Origin of the sequence: Sphingomonas sp. PSPC2-2, from assembly GCF_049897725.1 — a bacterium.
GTDB lineage: Bacteria > Pseudomonadota > Alphaproteobacteria > Sphingomonadales > Sphingomonadaceae > Sphingomonas.
In genome coordinates, this window is sequence record NZ_JAFCWU010000001.1 from 331,415 (window position 1) to 354,188 (window position 22,774).

The 22,774-nt window shown below is 63.9% G+C and carries 18 protein-coding genes; 9 read left to right on the plus strand and 9 right to left on the minus strand.

Features of this window, described 5'->3' with window-relative positions:
• Nucleotides 1-76: 76 nt before the first annotated feature.
• From ACP7BY_RS01555 to ACP7BY_RS01565, 3 genes are all read left to right on the plus strand, one after another.
• The gene (locus tag ACP7BY_RS01555; RefSeq protein WP_033963958.1) at nt 77-988 is read left to right on the plus strand and encodes a LysR family transcriptional regulator; all 912 of its coding nucleotides are present in this window, start codon (nt 77-79) and stop codon (nt 986-988) included.
• 138 nt (nt 989-1,126) lie between these two features.
• On the plus strand, nt 1,127-1,831 hold the full coding sequence (gene ctrA / locus ACP7BY_RS01560) for a response regulator transcription factor CtrA (protein WP_033963959.1): 705 nt from the start codon (nt 1,127-1,129) through the stop codon (nt 1,829-1,831).
• Nucleotides 1,832-2,050: 219 nt separating this feature from the next.
• Nucleotides 2,051-2,665, plus strand: coding sequence for a hypothetical protein (locus ACP7BY_RS01565; protein WP_033963960.1), 615 nt, complete (start codon nt 2,051-2,053; stop codon nt 2,663-2,665).
• A 451-nt stretch (nt 2,666-3,116) separates the two neighbouring features.
• On the opposite strand, the gene ACP7BY_RS01570 is transcribed toward ACP7BY_RS01565, so the two are convergent.
• A complete protein-coding gene (locus tag ACP7BY_RS01570) occupies nt 3,117-4,778 on the minus strand; it encodes an amidohydrolase (RefSeq protein ID WP_033963961.1) in 1,662 nt (553 codons plus the stop codon).
• 155 nt (nt 4,779-4,933) lie between these two features.
• Between ACP7BY_RS01570 and ACP7BY_RS01575 the strand changes: the two genes are divergently transcribed.
• Nucleotides 4,934-6,172 (plus strand): threonine ammonia-lyase, encoded by a 1,239-nt coding sequence (locus ACP7BY_RS01575; protein WP_033963962.1) that lies wholly within the window; start codon nt 4,934-4,936, stop codon nt 6,170-6,172.
• A 218-nt stretch (nt 6,173-6,390) separates the two neighbouring features.
• Complete coding sequence (locus ACP7BY_RS01580; protein ID WP_033963963.1) at nt 6,391-7,191, plus strand: arginyltransferase; 801 nt, start codon at nt 6,391-6,393, stop codon at nt 7,189-7,191.
• Between the two features lie 23 nt (nt 7,192-7,214).
• On the opposite strand, the gene ACP7BY_RS01585 is transcribed toward ACP7BY_RS01580, so the two are convergent.
• The 3 genes from ACP7BY_RS01585 to ACP7BY_RS01595 are packed head-to-tail and all read right to left on the minus strand — an operon-like array spanning nt 7,215 to nt 10,490.
• On the minus strand, nt 7,215-8,021 hold the full coding sequence (locus ACP7BY_RS01585) for a transglutaminase family protein (protein ID WP_033963964.1): 807 nt from the start codon (nt 8,019-8,021) through the stop codon (nt 7,215-7,217).
• Nucleotides 8,021-8,971, minus strand: coding sequence for an alpha-E domain-containing protein (locus tag ACP7BY_RS01590; RefSeq protein ID WP_033963965.1), 951 nt, complete (start codon nt 8,969-8,971; stop codon nt 8,021-8,023). Before ACP7BY_RS01590 ends, ACP7BY_RS01585 begins: the two co-directional genes overlap by 1 nt.
• Nucleotides 8,972-9,011: 40 nt before the next feature.
• Nucleotides 9,012-10,490, minus strand: coding sequence for a circularly permuted type 2 ATP-grasp protein (locus ACP7BY_RS01595; RefSeq protein WP_033963966.1), 1,479 nt, complete (start codon nt 10,488-10,490; stop codon nt 9,012-9,014).
• Nucleotides 10,491-10,863: 373 nt separating this feature from the next.
• Here ACP7BY_RS01595 and ACP7BY_RS01600 point away from each other — a divergent pair, with 373 nt between their 5' ends.
• The gene (locus ACP7BY_RS01600) at nt 10,864-11,181 is read left to right on the plus strand and encodes a hypothetical protein (protein WP_126848663.1); all 318 of its coding nucleotides are present in this window, start codon (nt 10,864-10,866) and stop codon (nt 11,179-11,181) included.
• Here ACP7BY_RS01600 and ACP7BY_RS01605 read toward each other — a convergent pair.
• Entirely contained in the window at nt 11,158-11,454 is a 297-nt protein-coding gene (locus tag ACP7BY_RS01605) for a hypothetical protein (RefSeq protein ID WP_033963969.1), read from the minus strand. The genes ACP7BY_RS01600 and ACP7BY_RS01605 overlap by 24 nt on opposite strands.
• A gap of 202 nt (nt 11,455-11,656) precedes the next feature.
• A complete protein-coding gene (locus ACP7BY_RS01610) occupies nt 11,657-13,723 on the minus strand; it encodes a protein-disulfide reductase DsbD family protein (protein WP_033963980.1) in 2,067 nt (688 codons plus the stop codon).
• Between the two features lie 76 nt (nt 13,724-13,799).
• Between ACP7BY_RS01610 and ACP7BY_RS01615 the strand changes: the two genes are divergently transcribed.
• Nucleotides 13,800-15,449, plus strand: a complete 1,650-nt coding sequence (locus ACP7BY_RS01615) for an alkaline phosphatase family protein (protein ID WP_137902941.1) — start codon at nt 13,800-13,802, stop codon at nt 15,447-15,449.
• Nucleotides 15,449-16,432 carry a phytanoyl-CoA dioxygenase family protein gene (locus tag ACP7BY_RS01620; protein WP_033963970.1) on the plus strand — a complete coding sequence of 328 codons (984 nt, stop codon included), beginning with the start codon at nt 15,449-15,451 and terminating at the stop codon, nt 16,430-16,432. Before ACP7BY_RS01615 ends, ACP7BY_RS01620 begins: the two co-directional genes overlap by 1 nt.
• Here ACP7BY_RS01620 and ACP7BY_RS01625 read toward each other — a convergent pair.
• The gene (locus tag ACP7BY_RS01625; protein ID WP_137902940.1) at nt 16,429-17,361 is read right to left on the minus strand and encodes a right-handed parallel beta-helix repeat-containing protein; all 933 of its coding nucleotides are present in this window, start codon (nt 17,359-17,361) and stop codon (nt 16,429-16,431) included. The genes ACP7BY_RS01620 and ACP7BY_RS01625 overlap by 4 nt on opposite strands.
• Nucleotides 17,362-17,500: 139 nt before the next feature.
• Between ACP7BY_RS01625 and ACP7BY_RS01630 the strand changes: the two genes are divergently transcribed.
• Nucleotides 17,501-18,805, plus strand: coding sequence for a cytochrome P450 (locus ACP7BY_RS01630; RefSeq protein ID WP_137902939.1), 1,305 nt, complete (start codon nt 17,501-17,503; stop codon nt 18,803-18,805).
• A 1-nt stretch (nt 18,806) separates the two neighbouring features.
• Here the strand turns inward: ACP7BY_RS01630 and metH are convergent, their stop codons facing one another.
• Both metH and ACP7BY_RS01640 read right to left on the minus strand, forming a co-directional pair.
• Nucleotides 18,807-21,500 (minus strand): methionine synthase, encoded by a 2,694-nt coding sequence (gene metH / locus ACP7BY_RS01635; protein ID WP_137902938.1) that lies wholly within the window; start codon nt 21,498-21,500, stop codon nt 18,807-18,809.
• A 150-nt stretch (nt 21,501-21,650) separates the two neighbouring features.
• A complete protein-coding gene (locus ACP7BY_RS01640; RefSeq protein WP_137902937.1) occupies nt 21,651-22,697 on the minus strand; it encodes a homocysteine S-methyltransferase family protein in 1,047 nt (348 codons plus the stop codon).
• Nucleotides 22,698-22,774 lie beyond the last annotated feature (77 nt).

The following is a 22,774-nucleotide window of genomic DNA, read 5'->3' on the forward strand; positions in this document are numbered from 1 at the left end:
ACGGTAAATGGAAACGCTGGAAACCTATCGTTTCCCCATCTACAAATGAGGAGACGTTTCTATCGAGGATTTTTCCATGCGCTTGCCCGATCTTGAAGCTTGGGCGATCTTCGCCAGCGTGGTCGAGCATCGCTCCTTCAGCGGCGCGGCGGATGCGATCGGCGTTTCAAAAGCGACGGTTTCGAAAGCGGTGACGCGGCTCGAAACGCATCTGGGACAGTCGCTGTTCCACCGTACCTCGCGCCGCCTCTCGCTTACGGAGAATGGCAAGGCCTTGGCAGAACATGCGGCGCGCATTCTGGCCGAAGCCAATGCCGCCGAAGAGGCTGCCCATGCCGCGGCAACTGCACCAACCGGCCTGGTGCGCGTCGCCGCGCCGATGTCGCTCGGGCTGATCGCCATCGCGCCGGTCATCGCAGATTTTCTCGCGCTGCATCCAGGCATCACGATCGACCTCCACCTGTCCGATGCGCGCGTCGATATCGTCGCAGAAGGGTTCGACATCGCATTGCGCATCGCCTCGCTGCCCGACAGTTCGCTGCGCGCGCGCAAGCTCGCCGACATCCGCATCAACCTTGTGGCGGCACCCGAATATCTCGCGCGGCACGGCCGACCGACCCATCCGGGCCAACTCGGCGAACATCGCTGTTTCGCCTACACCAACATTACCGCGCCGTGGCGATTCGTCGGGCCGGATGGGACGGAGGTCTCGGTGCGTCTGCAGGGCCCGCTCGCGACCAATAGCGGCGAGGCGATGCTGCCGGCGCTCCGCCGAGGCCTGGGCATCGCGATGCTGCCGGACTTTATTGTCGGCGACGACTTGGCCACCGGTCGGCTCGAAACCATCCTCGAGGATTGGACTCCCTATGGGGGAGCCTTGCACTTGATGACCCCGCCCGGCACGCTGCGGCCAGCGCGGGTGGAGGTGCTGATCGCCTATCTGAGCGAGCACCTGAAAACGCTTTGTTCCGTAAAAATCCCTAAGTGAATGCCCGCGACTCGTGGATTCAGGCCGCTTAATGTGAAATTAACCTTTTGCCTTCATCACTGATGAGGTTAATGGAGTGTGAGGCAAGTCGGACCGCAGGGGGCCCGGAACGCCTGACGAGAAACGGGGAACGCCCAGATGCGCGTATTGCTGATCGAGGACGAGCCGACGACCGCCTTGGCGATCGAGCTCATGCTGACCACCGAAGGTTTCAATGTCTACAAGACGGATCTGGGCGAAGAAGGCCTCGATCTCGGCAAGCTGTATGATTACGATATCATCCTGCTCGACCTCAATTTGCCGGACATGCACGGCTATGACGTGCTCAAGCGGTTGCGGGTTGCCCGGGTGCAGACGCCGGTGCTGATCCTGTCGGGCATCAACGAAATGGACTCGAAGGTTCGCAGCTTCGGCTTCGGTGCCGACGATTACGTCACCAAGCCCTTCCACCGCGAAGAACTGACCGCGCGCATCCACGCCGTGGTCCGCCGCTCAAAGGGCCACAGCCAGTCGGTCATCCGCACCGGCAAGCTGGCGGTCAACCTGGATGCCAAGACGGTCGAAGTCGATGGTGCCCGCGTGCATCTGACCGGCAAGGAATATGCGATGCTCGAGCTGCTCAGCTTGCGCAAGGGCACCACGCTGACCAAGGAAATGTTCCTGAACCACCTGTATGGCGGCATGGACGAGCCCGAACTCAAGATCATCGACGTGTTCATCTGCAAGCTGCGCAAGAAGCTGTCGATGGCCTGCGAAGGCGAGAATTATATCGAGACGGTGTGGGGCCGCGGCTATGTGCTGCGCGAACCCGACGAGATGATGGCCTCCGCCGAAGTCGCCTGATCGCGTCACTCCGTCAAACCGAACAGCTTTCCGCTCCGGCGGATCCGGGCCGCGCCATCTGGGGGGATGTCGCGGCCTTTCTTTTGTCCCGCGTCGCCCAGTTGCGGTCATTCCCAGACCGATATTACGATGACGAGGATTTGGCCGACAGGCAACTTCTGTCACGCGGGGACGAAAGCTGCTATCGATAGTTAGCTGAAGCGCTGAAAGGCACTCGCCATGGACGATGCGGAAAAAACAAACGGCCACGTAATTGATCGCGACAAGCTTCACGGTGACTTCCCGACGCAATTTCAGGAGCCCGCTTTCTGGGAGGAACTCGGCCGCACGGTCGCTGCCTTTGGATTCATCGAGGGAGAGTTGGCGAAGGCCATTTACGCGCTCACCGGCGTGAAAGAGTTTGATCCCAAGGGCGATCCGGAAGCCTTTAACGCGTGGATCAAGACACTGGAAAAGGCCCTCACGGACCAGCTAGGCGCTCTCATCATGACCTACGACAAAGCGCTGACTGAAAATCCCCGAACCAAGGAACACGACTTCAGCAGACTGATCGCCGAGCTCAAGGAGGCCAAAGAGATTAGAAATGCGCTGTGCCACGGTTCGTGGGGCAAACCCGACGATCAGGGGCGCACGGTGCCCAAGTTCGTGAGGCGCGGCCTCCAGATTTTCGAAACGCCGGTTGACGTCGCCTTCTTCAAACAAACCCGCGCCGCGCTAAGGGAAATCATCTGCGACATTCTCGATAGCGTGACAATGGTTGGCTACAAATTTCCGGGTTCCGACAGCCCCGGCGAGCAACTCTGGCCCGACCCAGCGACCCTTACGGTCGTTTAGCGGCCAAAAACGCGCGTCGATTTTGAGTGACCGCTTTCCACCAACCCAACCCTAGCCTGTCCTACATCCCCGCATTGTGCCACGCTCGCTGCATGCCAGGCACCGTCCGTTGCCCACGCCACAGCGCCGCCGTACCTGTCGCCCCCTTGGGCGGGGCGCAAAAGAGCGGGGACGTAGCGTGGACTTTGTGGACTTCCGCACCCGACTCGCCTGCGGCCGATCCTGTTCGGCGCGATGCTGGCACGCGGGAAGCAGTGTGCACGCTCGCCCTGGCCAGTCGGCTTCGTACACTACGCCCCACCCGTCACCCCGGCCTTGTGCCGGGGTCCACCGGTGTCCGCTACGATCGCCAGCGAGAGCGCGGCGCGGTGGATGCGGGGACAGGCCCGGCATGACGGTGGCGGTGACGGTGACGGTGGCGGGGACGGCGCGACAGGCGGGTCGCGTTGCGCTACGGGCGCACCCACATCTTCACACCGCCGACCCAGGTCTGCTCAACCTTGGTCGCGCGCAGTTCGGTCGGCGAGGCGAGCAGCGGGTCCCGATCGACGATGATGAAATCGGCGCGCTGCCCGACGCCCAGCCGCCCGAATTTGTCCTCGGCAAAACCGGCATAGGCCGCCGCGCCCGTAAACGCCCACCACGCCTGCTCGCGCGTCACGCGCTCTTCGGGCCGCCAGCCACCAAAAGGCTGACCATCGGCGTCCTGGCGGGTGAAGGCTGCAGCCCAGCCCGCAAACGGATCGGGCTTTTCGACCGGATAATCCGACCCGAACGCCAGCGTCGCGCCATTTTTGAGCATCGAGCCCCAGGCATAGGCACCGCTCAACCGATCCGGCCCAAGCCGCGCCTCCGCCATAGTGCGATCACTGGTCTGGTGCGTCGGCTGCATCGAGGCGACGATGCCGTTCTTGCCGAAGCGCGGCAGATCGGCTGGGTCGACGATTTGCGCATGTTCGATCCGCCAGCGCCGATCGCCCTTATAGGTGTCGACCATGTCGTCGATCGCATCGAGCACTTCGGCATTGGCGCGATCACCAATGGCGTGGACCGCGACCTGATAATGGTCGAGCGCGGCGCGACTCATGTAATTGCGCAGCACGTCGTCCGAGAGGAAGCCAGCGCCCGATTGCCCGGGGGCGTCGCTATACGGCTTTTTCAGCCATGCCCCACGCGACCCGAGCGCGCCATCGGCATAGAGCTTCACGCCGCCCATGCGCAGCTTGTCGCCATAGAGCCACGGCGTCGGCCCTGCCCCGCCGATACGGATGGCGGTGTCCACGCCCATGGCGTAGCTCATGATGCGCACGCGCAAATTGCCGGCATCGCCCACACGACGATAGGCAAGCCAGTCGTCCATGCCGGTCCCCATATCGGCGGTCGCGGTGATGCCATAGCTCAGCAAAATGTCCTGCGCCTTCAGGAAAGCGAAATCGCGATCCTTGGGCAGTGGCTGCGGCACGACCTTTTCGACCAGCGCCTGCGCCGCATCGACGAACACGCCATTGGGCTGCAGGCCGGTCTTTTCGATGCGGCCGCCGGGGGGCGATACCGATTTGGCGGAAATGCCGGCCGTCTTCAGCGCCGCGCTATTGCCCCAACTGGCATGACCATCGGCGCGCGACAACCATACCGGGCGATCGCTGACCACGGCATCCAGATCGGCCGCAGTCGGGAAGCGACCAAGACCCCACACTTCCTGGTTCCAGCCACCGCCAATGATCCACTTTTTGTCGGGATTGGCCGCCGCATAGGCCGCAATCCGCGCCTTTGCCTCGTCCAGCGACTTGGCCGCCGACAGATCCAGCTCGAGCGCGCGAAAACCCAGCTCCATCACATGGCCGTGCGCGTCGATGAAACCGGGCAGCAGGACTTTGCCATGTTCGTCGGCGCGCCAGTCCAGCTTGACCGGGCGCTTCTCATTATCGGCGAGCAGCTTCACCACCTTGCCATCGGGCGAAATCAAAACGCCGGTGAAGCGCACCACTTTGCCATTTTGGTCGAGCGTGATGCCGTTGACATTGTCCACCAACGCATCGGCAAACGCCGAGGTCGGCAGCGAAAGTGCCGCGAGAAGAAGCGCTGCACGGCGAGCGAAGGATGGGCTTTGCATGGGTAAGGCGATAAGCAATGTTCCTTCGCCGCGCCAGATGGTCTAGGCGCGCTGCCAGCTCCGTTGGTGTCGCGCATAGTGCGGCGCTGTCATTCGCGTGACGCGGAGCAAAGCAGATCAGCCCTTGGACACGTCCGGGGATAACGGAAGACAGAATGGCCACGCACACCCGCCCCGCGCCCGAAACCCTCCCCGTCACACTGCCCGATGTTCAGGCGGCTCACGCGCGCATTGCCGACCAGATCGTGCGAACCCCGACCTTCATCAGCAAGACGCTGTCGGAGCTGACCGGCGCAACGGTGTATCTGAAGTTCGAGAACCTCCAGTTTACCGCCGCCTATAAGGAGCGCGGCGCACTCAACACGCTGTTGCAACTGCCGGCGGGAACCAGCGGCGTCATCGCCGCGTCGGCTGGCAACCACGCGCAGGGCCTGGCTTATCATGCCAACCGGCTCGGTATCCCCGCGACGATCGTGATGCCGACCAACACGCCGACGGTGAAGGTGACGCAGACCGAAGGCCACGGTGCGACCGTCGTGCTATTTGGCGACACCTTCGATGCCGCTTATGCCCATGCCCGTGAGTTGGAGGTGGAGCGCGGACTGACCTTCGTCCACCCCTTCGACGATGCGCGCGTTATCGCAGGCCAAGGCACCGTCGCGATCGAAATGCTGCAGGACGTGCCCAGCATCGATACCTTCCTTACGCCAATCGGCGGTGGCGGGCTGATTTCGGGCATGGCGGTGGTCGCGGCTGCGGCCGACCATCCCATCGAAGTCATCGGGGTCGAAGCGGAATTGTTCCCCTCCATGTATAATCGCATCAACGGCACCGACATGCCGTGCGCCGGCGACACGCTCGCCGAAGGCATTGCCGTCAAGGAACCGGGCGCGATCACGTCGAACATGGTCCGCGCTTTGGTCGATGACATCGTATTGGTCAGCGAACGCAGCCTGGAGCAAGCGGTCAGCCTGCTGCTGCAAATCGAAAAGACCGTGGTCGAGGGTGCCGGAGCCGCAGGCCTTGCCGCCTTGCTGCAGCACCCCGAACGTTTCGCGGGCAAGACTGTCGGCGTCGTCCTGTGCGGCGGCAATATCGACACGCGTTTGCTGGCCAACGTCCTGCTCCGCGACCTAGCGCGGTCGGGGCGACTGGCGCGACTGCGCATCCGCTTGCAGGACCAGCCCGGCGCACTGTTCAACGTCGCGCGGATTTTCGATGCCGAGCGCGTCAATATCATCGAAATCTATCACCAGCGCGTGTTCACCACCCTGCCGGCCAAGGGGTTGATCACCGATGTGGAATGCGAAACCCGCGACCGTGCGCATCTCGATCGGTTGATCGCCGCGCTCCGCGTCGGCGGCTATGAAGTGAGCACCGTCGAACTGGCGTGACGAGTGGAATCGGGCGTGCGACCAACCGCACGCCCCGGCCTTCCGCAATGGACCTCAACACTGCATTATAGGTGGATCGCGCACGGTCCGTCGTTTTCGGCGTCGCGTTAACCACCATTGTTGGTAAAGCCGCTTTTCATCACGTTCCATCCGATTCATAACGGGGCCACGAGCCGCCACAGCGACGGCGCGCTCCCTGGTTCAAGGAACGATACGCGGTGACAGCGCCATTTCGCTTTCCAAGGTTTTTCGTCACCAGCCCTTCGCCGTGCCCGTATTTGCCCGACCGGCAGGAACGGAAGGTCTTTACGGAGCTTCGTGGGGAACAAGCTGGCGACTTGAACGATGCGCTGAGCCGCATCGGTTTCCGCCGCAGTCAATCGGTTGCCTATCGACCGAGCTGCGCGGGCTGTTCCGCCTGCGTATCGGTTCGGGTGGTGGCCGCCGGTTTTGCCCCCAACGCCACCCAGCGCAAGCACCTGCGCCGGAACGCCGATCTGGAAGTCGCCGCCTGCCGCCCATGGGCAACCGACGAACAGTATCAGTTGCTCCGACGTTATCTCGCCGCCCGGCATCCTGGCGGCGGCATGGCGGATATGGACGAGGGCGATTATGCCGACATGGTCGAGCATTCGCCCGTTAACAGTTTCATCGTCGAATATCGCGAGCCATCGATACATGGTGAACGCGGCAAGCTGATCGGTGCGTGCCTGACCGACCAGCAGGCCGACGGGCTTTCGATGATCTACAGCTTCTTCGATCCCGAGCATGCCGAGCGCCCGGGACTCGGCACCATCATCATCATGGACCACATCCTGCGCGCACGCGCGGCGGGCTTGCCCTATGTCTACCTTGGCTATTGGGTTAAGGGGTCGCAGCGCATGGCGTACAAGGTCCGCTATCAGCCGATCGAAGCGCTCGGCCCGAGTGGTTGGTCCCTGTTGGTCGACGAAGAGGCGACTTACCGGCCACCGGCCGAACGCCATGCAGTCTCGGATCACCTCGCCAGCGCCCGCTGATCCTGGCGGTCGCTGACGCTATCCTATTGGCCGCTGCGATCGACGTGGAGATCGACGTCCAGCATCTCCTCACCTTCGCCAAGCCGAGACCCGGCCACCGGGGCGGCTCCGGCCGAATCGAGCGCTACTGCCACTCGGGCATAGGCTTCGTCCGCGCTGAGGCCGGTACATGGGTCAAACGCGACCCAGCCCAATCCCGCCACATGCGCCTCCGCCCAGCCGTGGGGAGCCGGACGCCCGGCTCCAACCACACAAGCCGGGCTATACCCTGAGACATAGCGGGCCGGGACGTCGAGCGTGCGCGCCGCCGTGATGAAGACCTGCGCCATATCGCGAGCACTGGCCTCCCCTTGCGAAAAGGCTGCAATCGCACTCCGCCCGGCCACCGCGCGCCCGCGATCGAGCGCGAAGCGGCGATGGACGGCAAGGTTCAACGCATGAAGCCGGGCAACCGGATCTGGCTCCCGAATTGCTCGCGCGAAGGCGACAATCTCTGCATCAGGCGTCGTCAGGGGCGTGGTCCGGAGAAACACTGCGGGCGGTAACGGCTCATGCGCGCCATGGACGACCCCGTTGGAGGGGTTGGTCAGCACTTCGCCGGACACTGCAATTTCGATGCTTTCGATCGGCCCTTCGACATAGAGCATCGTCGTGCGATTGCCGAAGCCGTCGCGGCCGTGCCGCAGGCGGGCATCGCAATCGACATGCAGGTTCCAGCTCGCGACGGATTGGTCATGCGTGCCATCGGGAATCAGGCGGAGCAACTGCGTCAAGCGCGCCTGCGGGCTGGAAAAGCGATAGGTCGTGCGATGATCGACCGACAGCCGCATCAGGTGAACTTGAACTGGCGGCCGACCGCCATGTGCAATTGGTCGTTTTCGGCAATGAAGCCTTGCAGAAACTGGTGCAGCCCCTGCGCGATCACGTCGCCCGAGCGCAGCCGTTGCAGGCGCTGCTGCCGCGCCCGTGCCATGCGGTCGGCCTCGCCGTGGAGCCCGGTGCGCTTGGCAAGCAGATTGAGGATCTCGACCGCTTCCTCGACCGACGCGGCGAGACTGCGGGGGAGTTCGGGCCGGGCGATCAACAAATCGATGACGTTCGCCGGTCGCAGGCCTTCGGAATAGAGCCAGCGATACGCCGTGACAGCCGACACCGTCTGCAGGATGGTTGTCCATTGGTCGCGATCAACCACGCCACCGACGCGTTCGCCCTCGGGCAGCAGGATGTGATATTTCACATCGAGCAGGCGGGCGGTATTGTCCGCGCGCTCAATTGCCTGACCAAGGCGGATGAACCACGTCGTCTGGTTGCGCAACATACGATGGACCGCGCCTTCGAAGCCGCGCGTTTCCGCCTTGATCGCCTCGACGAGGTTGAGCGTCGCCATCGCCCCGCCCTGCCCCTGCGCACCCGGACTGGTGCGGTGGTCGAAAATCAACCAGGCACGGTTGATCCCGGTCCAGGCTTCCTTGGTGAGGGCGGTGCGGACCGCGCGTGCATTGTTGCGGGCCATGTCGATCGATCGGACCATCGACCCCGGGTGGCTGGAATCGAGCGTAAGAAACCGCGCGACATGCGCTTGGGTAATCGACCGCCCGGTTTCGGCAAAGGCGGCGTCCGTTTCGGTCACTGCCAGCGCCGACGCCCAGGCCGCCTCCCCCGCCGGACGCGGAGACAGGACGTCCAGGCGGACCGTCGCCTCCACCAGACGCGCGATGAAATCGGTCCGCTCGACATAGCGACCCAGCCAATAAAGCGATGAGGCGGTACGGCTCAGCATCGGCCACCCGCCTTCGCCGACGTGCGCGTCCGCGCCGGGCTCACGCGGCCTGCCCCTGCGATTGGGTCAGGAACTCGGCAGGCTGCACGCCGTCATCCATCAATACGAAGCTGTCTTTCGTGCCCCCGCCCTGCGAGGAATTGACCACTAACGATCCTTCCTTCAGCGCAACCCGGGTCAGGCCGCCAGGCACCACTTGAACGCCCTTCGATCCGGTCAACACGAATGGCCGGAAATCGACATGGCGCGGCGCAAGGCCGATTTCCGTCATCGTCGGCACCGTCGACAGCGCCAGCGTTGGCTGCGCGATATAGCGGTGCGGCTCTGCCATCAGGGCGGCACGAAACGCCTCGATCTCGGCCTTGGTGGCCGTCGGCCCGACGAGCATACCGTAGCCTCCCGAACCATCGACCAGTTTCACCACCACATCCGCCAGATTATCGAGCACGTATCGAAGCGCCTGCGGCTCGCGGCACCGCCAGGTTTCGACATTGGGGAGTTTCGGATCCGCTCCCGAATAGAATTTCACGATCTCGGGCATGTAGGAATAGATCGCCTTATCATCGGCAATGCCATTGCCCGGCGCGTTCAAGATCGCGACATTGCCCGCCGCATAAGCCGCGATCAGCCCCGGCACCCCCAGCATCGAATCCGGCCGAAACACCAACGGATCGAGATAGTCATCGTCAATGCGACGATAGATGACATCTACTTTCACGCGCCCCGCGATCGTGCGCATCCAGACGATATCGTCATCGACCACGAGATCGGCCGCCTCGACCAGTTCAACCCCCATCGAGTCCGCCAGGAAGCTGTGTTCGTAATAGGCCGAATTATAATGTCCCGGCGTCAACACCACGCACACCGGCGCGGCGACGCCCTGCGGCGCGACCGATTTCATCGTCTCGAGGAGGCGATCGGGATAGGAATCTACGGCGGCGACGCGAAAATCGCGAAACAATTCGGGACACAGTCGCAGCATCGCCTCGCGATTTTCCAGCATGTAGCTGACGCCCGAGGGCGTGCGCGCATTGTCCTCCAGCACGAAGAAATCGTCGGGCCCGGTTCGCACCAGATCGATCCCGCAAATATGCGCCCATACGTCGTGCGGTGGTCGGATACCGGCAATTTCGGGCCGGAACTGCGGATTGCCGAAGATCAAATCCGGCGGCAGCACGCCTTCGGCCAGGATCCGACGCTCACCGTAAATGTCGTGCAGGAATGCGTTGATCGCCTCAACGCGCTGCACCAACCCATCCGAAAGCCGCGCCCATTCGCTGGCGAGGAAGATTCGCGGCACGATGTCGAACGGGATGATGCGTTCGCTTGCATCGCTATCCCCATAGACCGCAAAAGTGATGCCGAGTTGTCGAAAGGTTGCTTCGGCCGACTGTTGCCGCCTGCGCAATTCCGCATCGGGCGTGCTCTCGATCCAGTTCCCAAGCGCGGCCAATTCTGCGCGGGGCGTGGCCGACCCAGCCTGCCCCATGATTTCATCAAACGCTGACCGCATCCCCATCTAACGGTAAAGCCCCCAAAACGCCGCGGGTTCCATGCTGCGACGGATTGCTGCGCCGCACAAGGGGGCAAAGCGTCAGCAATACCGATTGGTTTCTGACAGCGAAGCGTTCGTTCAAATTGAGTAGAACGACTCTGATGCCAAATCCCGTTTTTCGTGTTACTCGCTTACCAACGACATGGACGAGGGAAAGCCCGTCTTCGGGATTAGCGATACCGTGCCAAAATTCATGTTGCTTCATGAACACTGCGGAACACGTGATCCGTGCAATATTTTGGAAGATCCCCCCATTAAAACTATGCGCGCTTCCCACGAACGGAGACTTGATGACATCGTATTCATGGCGGTGTCGTTACTTGACTGCAGCTTGGCGATGATCACCGACGCCAGCGAAAACAAGCGCGTACTCGCATGTGCCGTGCGGGGCGACGGCGAGAATTCATTTGCGATCAATGACGCGCCGCAGCGGTGGCTCGACCCGGTAGACGCCGAGCGGGTCGGCCTTCTCTTTTATTGCGGCTTCCCGCTCCGGACCGCGGCGGGCGACAATATCGGCCACCTTGGCGTATACGATGTCGAACACCGCAAGGTTGGGCAGATGGAGCTCGACATGATGCTGCGGCTTTCGCGTATTGCCGCTGCACTTTTGGAAAGCGTCGGCGGTGCGTTAACAGCTGACCTTGTCGATTAGACCCAACAGGTGCTGGCCCCGCCGCGTGATCAATGCACCGATCACCCGCGGCTCTGGATCGGCACCAAGTACCATGGCATCGTAAGAAATAAATCCGTGGTCGTTCAGATATTGAACGGTATGCACGAAGTCGCGATCCGTAACGCCTCCTGACGCAAGAGGAAGTGCGCCCGGCAGCAGCATCGCAGAATTCGGCCAACGGTCGGTCAGCGCACTCAGCACCTCGCGCGCAAGGGGGGCAGCATCATGGATCGATGTCAGGCCTTCGGTCATACCACGAACCCTAAGCCCCGTTCGCCCGCATTAACGAACGTTAAGGTTGGGTGAAAATGCGCGGGAAAGGTTAAAAAAGAGTTAACTGAGCACGACACCTGCAACCCCACATCCACAAAACAATAAATACGATATAGTAATGCAAATCATCGTGCTGGATGATAGGCAAAAAACGACCATGGTCGCCGTACTTTATATCGCACTATTTCGTCGGTAGACTGGCAAGCAGAGCAGAGGATAAAACTTGCGGCAGCACCTGTGGCTGGCCCGTTCCAGGACCATAATAAAGATATAGCGGCACGCCCGCCCGGTTATGCGCTTCGATAAAGCGCCCCATCACCGGATCACCGTTGGTCCAATCTCCAATGAGCACCGCAACATTGTGCGCAGCGAAAGCGGCACGGGTAGTGTCGGTTTCAATTGCCGCTTTTTCATTGACCTTGCACGTGAGGCACCAGTCAGCGGTGAAGTAAACGAAAACAGGCCGCCCGGCCTTGCGCAAGCTCTCCAGCCGGGCCTCGCTAAACGGCTCCGCACCCCCCGGCTGCGCCGCAGCGGTGTCGGCCCGGTCCGGATGGCGTCCGTTGACAGACCAGGCACCCACGATAGCGACGCCGAGCAGGAGCAGTGTCATCACGACACCAAAGCCCAGCCCCGCGCGCTGCCGTTGCCCCGCCACCCACAACACGATCGCGAGAGCGAGCGTCAACACGAGTCCCAGAGCAAGGGCATCGACCCCGGCCTCTTTGCCCAATACCCAAGCCAGTGCGATGGCGGTGAGCCACATCGGCACCGACAGGATGCGCCGGAAGGTCTCCATCCACATCCCCGGCTTGGGCAAGCGCTTGCGCAGCGCAGGCACGAAACCGAGCGCGAGAAACGGCAAGGCCAGCCCGAGCCCAAGCCCGGCGAACACCGCCAAAGCGGCCGGCCATGGCAGAACCAGCGCCGCGCCCAATGCTGCGCCCATAAAGGGTCCGGTACAGGGCGTCGCAATGAAGGCAGCCAGCGCGCCAGTGGCGAAGGCACCGCCTGCCCCACCGCTGCGGTTGACGAACGCTGGGGTGGGAATTTCGAACAAACCGCCCAAGTTGAGCGACAACGCCACGGTCAGCAGCAGGAGCAGCACGATCGCGCGCGGATCCTGCAACTGGAACGCCCAGCCCACCGCTGTACCGCCTGCGCGCAAGGCCAGAATCGCCGCGCCCAAACCAACGCAGACTGCAACCACGCCGCCGGTATAGGCCAAGGCTTCATGCCGTGCCGCGCGCTCGTCGAGATGACCCCGCGCCAGGCTCAGCGCCTTGAGGCTCAGGATCGGAAAGACGCACGGCATGATGTTGAGGATCAAGCCGCCCAACATTGCCCCGGCAAAGGCAATCGCCGTCGCCAGCCACACATTGTCCCTCGACGCGGACGCCATCGAGGCAACCGATGCAACGTTGCCCGCCGCTGCCGTGACCAAGAGCCCCTGTTGCGCACCGATCTGCAACACGCCCTTTAGCGACGCTGCGCCCGCGCCAGCGGCCGCCTTGGTTTCCACCACCAGCCGGTCGCCATCCCGCACCACGCTCTGCGGCTTGGCATAGTCAATCATCCCGGGCGTAATCGGGTAAAAATAGGCGTCCTTCGCTACCGCCGCTCCCGCCGGATACGGGATCGCGATGCGAATGGTGCCCCCGGCAATCTGAAAAACACTTTTCGCATCGAGCGGCCGCGGGACGGCGCGGTGCCACGCATCGAACTGCGCCTGCGCTTGCGCGGAGATCACCCCGTCGCCAACGGTTAGTGCAATCGCCAAATCCGCCGTCTCGGGGACGCATACCGTCGCCGAGCACACCAGATAATTGACATGCAGCTTCACCGGCAGGGCCGTCCCCTGCGCCAGTCCTGCAGGCACGCTGAGCGTGACCAGCGGGGCATAGGGTTTGTCGAACACGTAGTTCATCAAATCGGCCACCACGAGCCGTCCGGGCACGGGATAGCTCGGGTCGCTGACGGTCACGCCCTTGGGCAAGGACCAGTCCAATTTGGCAGGGAAGCCCGCGTCGCCGGGATTTTCCCAATAGCCGTGCCAGCCTGGTTGCGGGACCGTGGCCAAAGCGAGCGTCACGTTGGACCCGGCGGCCGGATGCTCGGTCTCAGCCACCAGCGTCATCGTGAGATGCCGCCCCCCCAAGCCCGCATCGGGGGCTGCGGGCTCGGCTTGCGCCGCGCTCAACCCCAACACCGCCACCACCGTCACCATCGCGTAATGAAACCAGCGCATCGACCATCCTTGTAGCTCGCGCGCACCAAGGCCATAGCAGCGCGCGCGGTCAAGCCTGTCGATAGCGGAGATTATCATGAAACGGTTCGTATCAAGTCTTGCCCTGTCGATAGCGCTGCTTAGCGCACCAGTCGCGGCCAAGGACGCACCGCCAGCACCACGGACCGCCAATGCTGCCCCGCCCAAGCTGATCGTCGTGATCTCGGTCGACCAATTTTCCGCCGACCTGTTCGGGGAATATCGCAAATCCTTCACCGGCGGCTTCGCCCGGCTGCAGCAGGGTGGCGTGTTCCCGAGCGGGTATCAAAGCCACGCCGCAACCGAAACCTGTCCCGGCCATTCGACGATCCTCACCGGTTTCCGCCCCGAACATACCGGCATCATCGCCAATAACTGGACCGACCTTTCGGTCGCCCGCGCCGACAAGCAAGTGTATTGCGCCGAAGACGAGACGGTGCCCGGTTCGACCTCGGCCAATTATACCGTGTCCGACAAGCATTTGCTCGTCCCCACGCTTGGCGAGCGGATGAAGGCGGCCAATCCTGCGGTGCGTGTCGTGTCGGTCGCGGGCAAGGATCGCGCGGCAGTGATGATGGGCGGCCATACTGTCGATGAGCTGTGGTGGTGGAACGGAAAGGCTTTTGTCAGCTATGCCGGTCGCGCCACTCCCGCAGTTGTCGTCCGCGCCAATGAAGCGACCGCTGCCAATATCGCCCAGCCACAGGCCGCGCTGGAGGTCCCGGAGGTGTGCAAGGCACACGACCGCGCAGTGCCCGTTGGTGCAGGCAAAACCGTAGGGGCGGGGCATTTCGAGCGGGCCGCAGGCAGCGCCGGTGCCTTCCGTGCGTCCCCCGCCTTTGACGGTGCGATCGTCGCGCTCGCAGCGGGCCTGGTGCAGGATATGAAGCTCGGCCAGGGCCCGACCACCGACATCATTGATGTCGGAGCGTCCGCCACCGACTATATCGGCCACACTTATGGCACTGAGGGTGCCGAGATGTGTATCCAGCTCCAGCAGCTTGACGCGACCCTCGGCTCGTTCTTCAGCGTGCTCGATGCGACCGGCGTCGATTACGAAGTCGTGCTGACAGCCGACCACGGCGGCAACGACATCCCCGAACGCGAAATCGACGCCGGACTGCCCAACGCGGCCCGCGCCACCGTCGCGCTCGCGCCCGCCGTCGTTGGCAAGGAAATCGGGGCAAAGCTCGGCATCGCCAAGCCGGTGCTGTTCGGCGATATACCCAATGGCGACGTCTATATCGCCCAGGACATTACCCCCGCCCAGCGCAAAGCCGTGCAGGACGCCGCGATCGCCTATTACAAGGCCAACGCGCAGGTCGCCGAGGTCTTCACGCAAGCGCAGATCCTCGCCACGCCAAGCCCCAAGGGACCGCCCGAAAAATGGACGCTGCTGGAACGTGCCCGGGCATCGTACAAGGTTGGCCGGTCGGGCGAATTGATCGTCTTCCTCAAACCGCGTATCACCCCGATCCCCGATCCGACCAAAGGCTATGTCGCGACCCATGGCAGCCCCTATGATTATGATCGCCGCGTACCGATCCTGTTCTGGCGGAAGGGCATGACCGGTTTCGAACAGCCGACAGGCGTCGAGACGGTCGACATCCTGCCGACGCTCGCGCACCAGATCGGCCTCGCGCTGACGGGCCCGAAAATCGACGGCAAATGCCTCGATCTGGCGGCAGGCGGAGTGCCCTGCCGCTGATGGACAGGAGCGGGGCCGAGCTGGCGACGATCCGCGACCTGGATCGCTATTGGGCGGAGGCAACCTTTCGTGCGCCCAGGAGCCTTTCCCGGATACAAGCGCGGATCTTGCTCGACGTGCTTGGCCTTGGCGTCGAACAGACCTCGGTCTACCTTGGCCGCCAGCCCGATTTCGCGACCTTTCAGGCATGGGTCCTCGCAACCGCGGGGCCGCCCGATGCCGATCGGGTGGAGCGTTATCACGCCTGGCTCGATAACGCTCCGCCGCCCCACGCGACGGCGGAGCGCCTCGCCAGAGTCGAGGCAGCTCCGGATGTGCTGGATGCGGACGACCTTGCGCAGTGGGACGCACTCGGCTTCGTGATCCTGCGCGGCGCGCTGTCCCCGGACCAGGCCAAGGCGTGCGAAGCACTGTTATGGCAGCAAGTCGGGGGAACGCCCGATGATCCGACGAGCTGGTATGCTCCCCGCACGAACGGCATCATGGTGCAATATTTCCAGCATCCCGCCCTCGACGTCGCGCGCACCGCGCCGCGCGTGCATAAGGCCTTCGCCCAACTCTGGGGCACGGCCGATCTGTGGATGACGGTCGACCGGATGAGCTTCAACCCACCCGAGCGCCCCGGCTACACCTTTCCCGGCCCGCATCTGCACTGGGACGTCAGCCTCGCCCAGCCGATCCCGTTCGCGACGCAGGGCATTCTCTATTTGACCGACACGCGCGCCGATCAGGGCGCGCTGCAACTCGTCCCCGGCTTCCATCATCGCTTGGCCGATTGGCTCGATGCGCTGGGCGACGCCGATCCGCGCCAGGTCGATCTTGGCGCGGAAGCGATCACCATCCCCGCCGCCGCGGGCGATTTGGTCATCTGGCGACAGGATTTGCCGCACGGTGCCAGCCCCAATGCGAGCGATCGCCCGCGCATGGCGCACTACGTCAATATGTACGCGCCGACCCTGCAGTCGCACCCGGTCTGGCGTTAGCGCACTTCGTACAGGCGGATCCCCGCCCCCAGCCGGTTCGCCCCCACCGCAAGCTGCTCCCCGCTCATATTGGCGACGAAGGCGGGGTTGGTCGGGGCCTTGGGCGCAAGGCTCGCATCATTGCCCTCGATGCGCAGCCCCGCCGAGGGGTAGGTCTTGGCCTCGGCTGACACCACGATCAGCCCCGAATGGTTTTCCTTATTCGGCCCCTGGACGAAGGTGTTGCGGGTGATCAGTCCGGTCGCGCCCTCGGGCAGGTCGATCATGTAATTGGTCTTGCGGCCCTGCGTATCGTCGAAGCTGTTGTCGGCGATCGTCACCTTGGGCACGCGCAATTTGACGTAATGCCCGCCCGTGCCGCGTTCGAAGCGCGAATTGGTGATCACCACCGATCCGCGATTGGCGAGATAGATGCTGTGCGAACAGCTCGGGCTCTCATCGCATTGGCCGAGCCCGGCAAAGGTGGAATGGTCGATCGAAATCTTCTGCGCGGCCGGCTCCCCGCCGAGAATGCCTTCCTGGCTATCGAGGAACATCGCGTTGCGCACCACCAGATCGCCCATTTCGGTGCGGATGCCCGCGCCATTGCCATCGGCGACACGCATCTTGCGGAACACGATGCCATCGACGGTCGAGCCCTGCCCGCGCAGCACGAACGCGGCCTTGCCCTCGCACGCCGTGCCCTCGAAGATCGCGGTGCCCGGCGTCACCGCCTTGAAGGTGATATGCCCGCCCGCCTGCACGGTGCATTGGTGATAGACCCCCGGCGCGATCAGGATCGTCGCCGTCCCCATCCGCACCGATTGCACCGCCTCGTCGATCGTCTGGAAGCCTTGCCCCGTCTCGGCAATGGTAAACGGCGCGCGCGCCTGCTGCGCGGCAGCAGGGGCGGCGATGGCGAGGGCGATGAGCGGAAGAATGCGGCGCATGAGTCAAGGCTCCTTTGCGGGGTGGGATGCCCGCCCGCCCGCCGCAGGGGAAGGTATATTGAGGGTTAACCAGCGCGCGCGGCGCGCTTTTCAAAGATCAGATCGACGCCTATGCAGACCGCGATTCGGGGGAAACAGCATGCTGACCGAGACCACCCAAGCGTTGCCACCACGCTATGTCTCGCCCGCCGGGCCGCCCTCGGCTTATGCGATGCTCACCCGCGCGCTGTCCGATCCGGCCTCGGTCATCTCCGACGCAATCTATTCCGACTGGTCGCTGAAACTACCGGGGCCGCGCTCGCCCGTCGTGGTGTCGCACCCGGATGCGGTGCGGCAGGTGTTGCTCGACAAGGACGGCGCATTCGGGCGCAATCGACAGTTGCGTCTGCTGATGCGCCGCGCCTGGGGAAAGGGTCTCGCCGCCGCCGAGGGTGAATCCTGGGCGCGCCAGCGCCAGGCCGCAGCGCCCGCGTTCAAACCGGCGGCGGTGCAGTCCGCCGTCCCGGCAATGGCGGCAGCGGCCGAGCGGGCCGCGCGATGCTGGTCGACCGATGCGCCGATCGACCTGTCGGTCGCCTTGGCGCGGATCGTCACCGAAATCGTGATGACCACCTTGCTCACCGGTCTGGACGATGCCGATCTGGATGCGATCGCAGCGGATGTCCCGCCCTTCATCCGTGCCGCAGCGCATTTCGGCTTGCTCGACCTGCTCCCGGTCCCCGATGCGTGGATCGACCGGCTGCGCGGCATGGGACGCGGGGGCCCCGAGCAACGCCTGCGCGCGGTGGCCACGCGTCTTGCCGCAGCGCGCGCCACACCACCCGATCGCGTGCAGGACATTGCGGCGCTGATGCGCGGTGCCGGGCCGCTCGCCGACAATCTGCTGGGCTTCCTCCCCGCCGGGCTGGAAACGACCGCGCAGGCGGCGGCGTGGGGCCTGTATCTGCTGGCGCTCTACCCCGAGTGGCAGGAAGCTGTGTATCGCGAAGCGCTCGCCGCCGACGCGACGGACCCGGCCCTGCCGATCGGCCGCCAGGTCGTGCAGGAAACGCTGCGTCTCTATCCGCCCGGCCCCTTGCTGGTGCGCGCGGCGCTGCGGCCCAGCGAATTGCAAGGCCACCGCCTCCACCCCGGGCAAGTCGTGATCCTGCCGGTGTTCGCGATCCACCGCCATCGCCAGCTCTGGGATCACCCCGATGCGTTCGATCCCGACCGCTTCGCCCCCGCTGCCGCTTATGATCGCGGCGCGTTCCTGCCCTTCGGCGCCGGGCCACGCCTGTGCATCGCGGCCGCCTTCGCGCAGACCGAGATCGCGGTGATGATGGCGGTACTGCTGCGCCACTTCCGCTTCACGCCCGCCGCGCCCGAGCCCGTCATCAGCCTGAAGACGACCACCCATTCGCTGACGGGCCTGCATGTGATCGCAACGCCCCGGCGCGGCTAGATCAATCCAGATTGGGCCGCAGCCAGCGCGTCGCGGTCGCCAGATCGACCCCGCGCCGCTCGGCATAGTCCTCCAACTGGTCCGGCCCGACGCGCGCCACGCCGAAATAGTCGGCTTGCGGGTGCCCGAAATAGAAGCCCGACACCGCCGCCGTCGGCAGCATCGCAAAGCTGTCGGTCAGCGTGATGCCGGTTGCTGGCGTTGCGCCGAGCAGCTTGAACAGCATCGGCTTTTCGCTGTGATCGGGGCAGGCCGGATAGCCAGGGGCCGGGCGGATGCCGCGATAGTGCTCGCGGATCAGCGCTTCGTTGGTCAATTGCTCGCCCTCGGCATAGCCCCACAAGGTGGTGCGGACATGCTGGTGCATGCGCTCGGCAAAGGCCTCGGCCAAACGATCGGCCAGCGCCTTCAGCAGGATGTCCGAATAATCGTCATTGTCGGCCTTGAAGCGCTTGAGGTGCGCCTCGATGCCGTGCCCCGCAGTCACCGCGAAGCCGCCGATCCAGTCGCCTGCGGGGTCGATGAAATCGGCCAGACACATATTGGCCCGCCCCTCGCGCTTGGCGATCTGCTGGCGCAGGAAGGGCATGCGCACAGCGTCTCCCCTCCCGCTTGCGGGAGGGGTTGGGGGAGGGGCTGATGTGCCATCGGACGGCCCGTTCGCGGACAGCCCCTCCCCTAGCCCCTCCCGCAAGCGGGAGGGGAATATTACAACATCATCGCCCTCGCGCCGGCACGGCCACAGCCCCGCCACGCCCTTCGCCGTCAGCCACTTCTCGGCAATGATCTGGTCGAGCATCTTCTGCGCATCCTCGAACAGATTGCGCGCGCTTTCCCCCACAATCTCGTCCTGCAGGATCGCCGGATAATTGCCCGCCAATTCCCAGGCGCGGAAGAACGGCGTCCAGTCGATCAGCTCGCGCAGATCGGCAAGATCCCAATCCTCGAACACATGCACGCCGGGCTGCTTGGGCGCCCCCGGCTTCAAGGTCATGTCCGCGACAAAGCCATTGGCACGCGCGGTCTCGATCGGAATCAGCTCGCTCTGCCCCTTATTGGCGCGCGCGATGCGAACGGCTTCATATTCGTCCGAGGTCTTCTGCACGAATTCGTCGCGGATCGTGTCGCTGACCAAGGTCGAGGCAACACCGACCGCACGGCTCGCATCGAGCACATGCACCACCGGCCCTTTATAGGCAGGCGCGATGCGCAGCGCGGTGTGCACCTTGGAGGTGGTCGCCCCGCCGATCAGCAGCGGCATCGTCATCCCCGCCCGCTGCATTTCCTCGGCCACCGTCACCATCTCGTCGAGCGACGGCGTAATCAGCCCCGACAGGCCGATCATATCGGCATCATTCTCGTTCGCGGCCTTGAGGATGTCCGACCAGGGCACCATCACCCCCATGTCGACCACGTCGAAGCCATTGCACTGCAACACCACGCCGACGATGTTCTTGCCGATGTCATGCACGTCGCCCTTCACGGTCGCCATGATGATCTTGCCCTTGCCGCGCGCGCCGGGCTCCTTCGCCGCCTCGATGAAGGGCAGCAGATGCGCCACCGCCTTTTTCATCACGCGGGCCGATTTCACCACTTGCGGCAGGAACATCTTGCCCGAACCGAACAGGTCGCCGACGACGTTCATCCCGTCCATCAGCGGCCCTTCGATCACCTCGATCGGGCGCGCGAAGCCCTGTCGCGCTTCCTCGGTATCCTCGACCACATGCAAGTCGATGCCCTTGACCAGCGCATATTCGAGCCGCTTGTTGACCGGCAGGCCGCGCCACTCGGCCGCCGCTTTCTCGGCCACCGCATCGGTGCCCTTGAAGCTTTCCGCCATCGCGATCAGCCGCTCGGTCGCGCCCTCGTCGCGGTTGAGGATGACATCCTCGCACGCGGTGCGCAGCTTGGGGTCGATCGCGTCGTAAATGTCGAGCTGCCCGGCATTGACGATCGCCATGTCGAGCCCGGCGGGGATCGCATAATAGAGGAACACCGAATGCATCGCGCGGCGCACCGGCTCATTGCCGCGGAAGCTGAACGACAGGTTGGAGAGCCCGCCCGAGATATGCGCGTGCGGGCAGCGCGCCTTGATGTCGCGACACGCCTCGATGAAGTCGACCGCGTAGTTATTATGCTCCTCAATCCCCGTCGCCACCGCGAAGATGTTGGGATCGAAGATGATGTCCTCTGGTGGGAAGCCGATGCCCATCAGCAAATCATAGGCCCGCGCGCAAATCTCGAGCTTGCGCGCGCGCGTATCGGCCTGGCCGACGGTGTCGAACGCCATGACGACGACGGCGGCACCGTATTGCATGACCTTCTTGGCCTGGGCGAGGAACTGCTCTTCCCCCTCCTTCATGCTGATCGAATTGACGATCGGCTTGCCGCTGACGCACTTCAGCCCGGCCTCGATCACCGACCATTTCGAGCTGTCGACCATGAACGGGATGCGCGCGATGTCGGGCTCGGCGGCGATCAGCTTGAGGAAAGTGACCATCGCATATTCGGCGTCGAGCAGGCCCTCATCCATGTTGATGTCGAGCACCTGCGCGCCGCTCTCAACCTGCTGCCGCGCGACTTCGACCGCCGCCGGATAATCCCCCGCCATGATAAGCTTCTTGAAGCGCGCCGATCCGGTAACGTTGGTGCGCTCGCCAATGTTGACGAACTGGGCGGTGGAGGTGGTGGTCATGGGTGTTTTTTTCTTCTTCTCCCTCTCCCCGCTGGCGGGGAGAGGGTCGGGGAGAGGGGCAGTACCGGGAACGGGCCGTCGATCACTGCCCCTCTCCCGCCTTCGCTTCGCTCGGCACCCTCTCCCCGCAAGCGGGGAGAGGGAGAATTGCTATGCCGCCATCGTCATCGGCTCCAGCCCGGCCAGCCGCGTCACCACCGGCGGCACCGGCAGCACGCGCGGCGTCAGCCCACGCACACCCTCGGCAATCGCCTTGATGTGCGCAGGCGTCGATCCGCAGCAACCGCCCAGGATGTTGACGTGCCCCGCGCTCGCCCATTCGCCGACCAGCCCCGCCGTCGTCGCCGGCATTTCGTCATATTCGCCCAGTTCGTTGGGCAGCCCGGCATTGGGATAGACCATGATGAGGGTGTCGGCGATGCCCGCCAGCGTGCGCACATGCGGGCGCAACTGCTCCGCGCCGAACGAGCAATTGAGCCCGATCGTCACCGGCCGCGCGTGGCGCACCGCATGCCAGAATGCCTCGACCGTATGCCCAGACAAATTGCGGCCAGAAAGGTCGGTCAGCGTCATCGACAGCATGATCGGCACGTCGCGGCCCAGCGCCTCGCCCGCTTCCAGCGCCGCCATGATCGCGGCCTTGGCGTTCAAGGTGTCGAACACCGTCTCGACCAGGATGAAATCCGCCCCGCCCTCGATCAGCGCGTCGGTCTGTTCGCGGTACACGCCTTTGAGATAATCGAAGTCGATCTCGCGAAAGCCCGGATCGTTGACATCGGGGCTGAGCGACAGCGTCTTGTTGGTCGGCCCAACGGCCCCTGCAACAAAGCGCGGGCGGCCGTCCTTGGCCTGATATTCATCCGCCAGCCGCCGCGCGAGCCGCGCGCTCTCGACATTGATCTCGCGCACCAGATGCTCGGCGGCATAATCGGCCTGGCTGATGCGGTTGGCCGAGAAGGTGTTGGTCTCGGCAATGTCCGCGCCCGCCTCGAAATAGGCGCGGTGGATCGCCTCGGGCACCGCCGGTTTGGTCAGCGCGAGGATGTCGTTATTGCCCTTCTGGTCCTTGGTCAGGCCCAGGTCGCCGGCATAATCCGCCTCGGACAGCTTCCAATTCTGGATCTCGGTGCCGAACGCGCCATCGGTGATGAGGATGCGCTTGGCCGCTTCGGCCAACAAGGTTTCTCGTGCCGTCATCTTCTAATCCTTCTCCCCTCCCGCTTGCGGGAGGGGCAGGGGGAGGGAATGTCTCGGGAGGGACCTGACAGGCCCTC